Raw genomic sequence first — 3,949 nt, 5'->3', positions numbered from 1 at the left:
AAGTTTAGGGGCCTTGAGGAGCTGCCTCACCTCATTGTGGCTCAATACTACCGGTAGCTTTTTTGGTCGTTCTATCGAAGGTAGCAATAAATGCATCTCCTTCATACCGAAAATGCGATACGCATAGCGAAGCCCATAGACCGTATGTTTGAAAATACTTTCGGATGGGGTCTTGCGCTGGGATTTTAAAATGTGCAGGTAATCCAGGACCTGCTCTTCATCAAGATCCAACGGACTACAGTTAAAATGGAGGGAAATATGCGCTAGGCAACGCGCATATTGGTAAGGGTACTTTGGATCTTACCAGAAAGCTCGATAGATCGTCTTAACTTACGATACAGTTCATTAAATTCTGGAACAGAATTACAGGCCCTATCTATGAGGGTACTATTTTTTTTCATAACTTACAATGAATTAATTAGACAATACCTAAAGGTAGTGAACAGCAGGGGAAATCTTGCGTGAAGCTACCTTTAGGTTTAGTTCAACAACGGCTATAATTCAGCGTGGCGACAGTGCAAAACCGAAAGGTAAAATATAAATCAAGCTTGCTTTCTCTGCGGAATTGTCCTTCGGACGATTCCACGCCGAAATCATAGCCTTTTCGTTGGGGTGCATAAGAATAGGAGTTTTTCCGATATCAAAATACGTGAGATTCTGACAACCAATTATCTTCATTACAACATATTGATTTGGAAAAAATACCAATTTTTGGTATTTTTGAATCAAAAGCACTCCAATGAGCAAAAACACCTCAATATCACTAGGTAACTATTTTGACCAATTTGTTCAATCTCAGGTCTCTGCTGGTCGATACAAAAATGTCAGTGAAGTAATCAGAGCAGGACTTCGACTTTTAGAAAATGAAGAAAGTAAAGTTATTGCCTTAAGAAATGCTATTCATGAAGGAATCGATAGTGGAATTGCAAAAGATTTCGATCCTCAAAAAAATCTTGAGCAACTAAAAGCCAGAAGAAAAAACAATGGCTAATTACAATCTGACGAATAAAGCTGTTGAGGATTTAAACGCAATTTGGGATTATACATTTGATAAATGGTCGGAGAAACAGGCAGACCGATATTATGATATGCTTCTAAATAGCTGCCAAGATATTGCCAACAATCCAGATTTAGGTAAAAATTATGATGGAATAACAGAAAACCTGTTTGGCCTAAAAGCTAATCGACACATCATCTTTTATCGAATAATTGAAAATAGCCCAATTGAGATAACCAGGATTTTACATGGCCGAATGGATCTTAAGAATCGAATTAAAGAATAATTTACGACACCCCAATAACAAAGTATTCGGCCCGCCGATAGGCCAGGGCTGAACATCTTGTTGACGGATCCAGTCTCCCTCTATGGGGAAAGCTTTCTTTTTAGCGTTTTTTATGGAGTCGTATTTCGGCAGACTTTCCGTGGTTTTGTTTTGGCAATTGAACTTCGGCATTTTTCTAGTGACCTAAATCCAACTTTTGCGCCAGTTTGGCGAACCGTCCAGTCTCTTTTTGGTTTAACATTTACCTTAAGGCATAGCGCTTCTGCCTCGCGGTTTGCAAGTAGTTCCTATGGTTGATTCGTAAACGTCAGCAATTCCTTCCAGCATTGGGGAGGTCCACGCCCGTCGAAGGTCATAACGGTGACCAATTTTCCCTTTTTGCAGATAGGACACTTCCCTTTGAGCAATGGTGGCTTTTCCTTTTTGAGTTTTAGCGGCTCTGTGGCCAGCATATCTTGAAGGGCGGGCAGCTTTTCTTTTTTCCAGCTACTGCTCAGGATGCCATAACAGGGGATCCATACGAAGCCCTTGGGCAGGATGTGCAGGGCGTTGCTTTTTCAGCAGCGGGGTGTCAGCTTCCATGGGCTTTTGGGGCGGGTCCACCTCGGGTGATGTAGGGGCTTTTGCAGGCGGATTTGTTGGAAGTACGGGCACGTCCTGGACAACGGTGCCAATCTTTGATCAAGGTAATGGATCGGGGCTTTCTGATGGTGTGATCAGGGGAGTTACCGGAGGTTTGGCCATTGGTATTTCAAGTGGCTTCAAAAAAATAAAAATGAGTTAAATTCATAACCATAGGGAGTATCAGCCTTGCAATGGGATGAAGGTTACCGCTGGTCTGTAGGCAGGCTGAAAAATTATCCTCTAGTTTCGAAATACGGAACTTTCCACAGCACTCACTTTCAAATTAAATAGAATCCTAACTACACATCCGAATATGCCTATATCTGGATATCCGTATATCGTGATATCTGAATATGTTGATATCTGTATATCATGATATCTGAGTATGTTGTTATCTGTATATCGTGATATCTAAATATAAATATTTAATTGTTTAATCCATAAGATTTTAAGTGTACGGTTTTTTTGTGGCGCCAGCAAAAGTAATAGACAGATCACTGGCAATTGATTTAGACGCTTGAAAATGGGATAGGATACCGCCTATAAGGTTCCAACTATGCCAAGCCCCTGCGGCCATCGGGCCAACCTTCCGAGCCTGTTTTTTTCCCTAATCACCACATTTTATCCCATTCATTAGGGAAGGATTTTCCTCGCAGTATTGCCCGACAGCCTCGGCCCCGCACCAAAGCACAAGGAGCGAAAAACCCCTTGCCCTTTTTCTCCCTCGCTATGTAATCGACCTATTTAACCCTTTTTCTATCATCTTTTCGAATAAAATATAAGACCATATTAAACCAGTGTTGGTCTTATATGGTCTCATATGGCTTTATATGGTTTTGAGGTGTAAAATACTATAAATAAGTCTTTTAAGCTGTTTTTTGATGTGTTATATTTATATGAAATTATCCGCTTTTAACGGATAGCAAGTTATGTTTTGCGCAACGCAAAACTCCTACTTCTAGCGAAGTGAAAAGCTGCCCTCGGCAGTAAAAAACAAGAAGTACTATGGCAATTGGAAGGAAACGGTTAGGGGACAACAAGCGAAAGCATACCATTATGCTTCGGTTCAATACCGAGGAACTGGAAAAAGTGAAGGCGCTTTTACAAACCTATCAGGTCGATTTCCATAAAAGAGGAACGGTGGGCCCTTTTTTGAGAACCCTCATTCTAAGCAAGGAGGTAGAGAAAGTGGAAGGAGTACCGATAAATACACCTAAGGTCGGGTACCAGCTGAACAAAATAGGGACCAATATTAATCAATTGGTAAAAGTGGCCCATTACAAGAATAGACGGAGCCCCAATGCAAGCCTTGTAGAGGAAATGAAAAGGGCCAATGACCTGGTCGCCAAATTGAATATGGTTATTAACAATAATATGAACCTGTAATGATCGCACGACTCCTATACCGTAACAAAGTGCAAGGCGTACTGAAATACGTCCTTGGGAAACCGGAATCGACCATTCTCGGCTTCCACAATACCTATTCCGATACGGATACAAACCTTAAGGTCTTCGAACAGGTACTGGTCTTTTTGGGCTTCCGTCATGCCTCTGAAAAACGCTACGTACATGCCACCCTGAACCTACCCCGAGGTGAACATCTGGACGATACTAAATTCTTGGCCCTTTCCAAAACCTATATGGAATACATGGGCTATGGGGAGCAGCCCTACATCGTGGTACGGCATCACGATACCGAGCACGAACACGTGCACATCGTCTCCAGTACCATCAGGGAGGACTGCAGCCAGATCAACCTATCCTTTGACTATAGAAGGAGCATGGCCGCCCAGAAATACCTGGAGAAAGAGTTTGGACTTTCCCCCTCCCCGGAAAAAAGAACGGTCCGGGAGCTTCCCAAACTGGAAACGCCCCAGTTTAATCCCCAGGATGGTAACGGGGTCCGATACTATATGCAGGACATTTTGAACAATACCCTGCAGAAATACAAGGTGTGGAGTTTTGAACAGCTTGCCAAACTTCTTAAAAAGCACCATATCCAACTGAAGGTGGTAGAGCGTTCGGATAGGGTAGGGGTAGCT

At 42.4% G+C, this 3,949-nt stretch carries 5 protein-coding genes and 2 pseudogenes; 4 read left to right on the top strand and 3 right to left on the bottom strand.

Features of this window, described 5'->3' with window-relative positions:
- Window positions 1-231, bottom strand: a pseudogene (locus tag F1E73_RS17970) (tyrosine-type recombinase/integrase); the annotation flags it as partial.
- A gap of 32 nt (window positions 232-263) precedes the next feature.
- On the bottom strand, window positions 264-401 hold the full coding sequence (locus F1E73_RS17680; RefSeq protein ID WP_191089051.1) for a hypothetical protein: 138 nt from the start codon (window positions 399-401) through the stop codon (window positions 264-266).
- Between the two features lie 338 nt (window positions 402-739).
- Here F1E73_RS17680 and F1E73_RS16520 point away from each other — a divergent pair, with 338 nt between their 5' ends.
- Together F1E73_RS16520 and F1E73_RS16515 are read left to right on the top strand one after the other, a co-directional pair.
- Window positions 740-991, top strand: a complete 252-nt coding sequence (locus tag F1E73_RS16520; RefSeq protein WP_150452595.1) for a type II toxin-antitoxin system ParD family antitoxin — start codon at window positions 740-742, stop codon at window positions 989-991.
- On the top strand, window positions 984-1,283 hold the full coding sequence (locus F1E73_RS16515) for a type II toxin-antitoxin system RelE/ParE family toxin (RefSeq protein ID WP_150452594.1): 300 nt from the start codon (window positions 984-986) through the stop codon (window positions 1,281-1,283). Before F1E73_RS16520 ends, F1E73_RS16515 begins: the two co-directional genes overlap by 8 nt.
- Before the next feature lie 287 nt (window positions 1,284-1,570).
- Here the strand turns inward: F1E73_RS16515 and F1E73_RS18155 are convergent.
- Window positions 1,571-1,828 (bottom strand): annotated as a pseudogene (locus tag F1E73_RS18155) (IS91 family transposase); the annotation flags it as partial.
- Window positions 1,829-2,912: 1,084 nt separating this feature from the next.
- Here F1E73_RS18155 and mobC point away from each other — a divergent pair.
- Together mobC and F1E73_RS16505 are read left to right on the top strand one after the other, a co-directional pair.
- On the top strand, window positions 2,913-3,293 hold the full coding sequence (gene mobC, locus F1E73_RS16510; RefSeq protein ID WP_150452593.1) for a plasmid mobilization relaxosome protein MobC: 381 nt from the start codon (window positions 2,913-2,915) through the stop codon (window positions 3,291-3,293).
- The coding region (locus F1E73_RS16505) for a relaxase/mobilization nuclease domain-containing protein (protein WP_150452592.1) at window positions 3,293-3,949 on the top strand (657 nt) is incomplete at its 3' end. The genes mobC and F1E73_RS16505, both read left to right, overlap by 1 nt.

Origin of the sequence: Arenibacter lacus, assembly GCF_008711145.1 — a bacterium.
Classification (GTDB): Bacteria; Bacteroidota; Bacteroidia; order Flavobacteriales; family Flavobacteriaceae; genus Arenibacter; species Arenibacter amylolyticus.
The sequence above is the reverse complement of the archived record's forward strand: the minus strand, read 5'-3'. Positions and strand labels throughout refer to the sequence as shown.

Bases quoted from the DNA above. Each gene is read 5' to 3' on its own strand.
- F1E73_RS17680 (WP_191089051.1), bottom strand. From the start codon at position 401: ATGAAAAAAAATAGTACCCTCATAGATAGGGCCTGTAATTCTGTTCCA.
- F1E73_RS16520 (WP_150452595.1), top strand. From the start codon at position 740: ATGAGCAAAAACACCTCAATATCACTAGGTAACTATTTTGACCAATTT.
- F1E73_RS16515 (WP_150452594.1), top strand. From the start codon at position 984: ATGGCTAATTACAATCTGACGAATAAAGCTGTTGAGGATTTAAACGCA.
- mobC (WP_150452593.1), top strand. From the start codon at position 2,913: ATGGCAATTGGAAGGAAACGGTTAGGGGACAACAAGCGAAAGCATACC.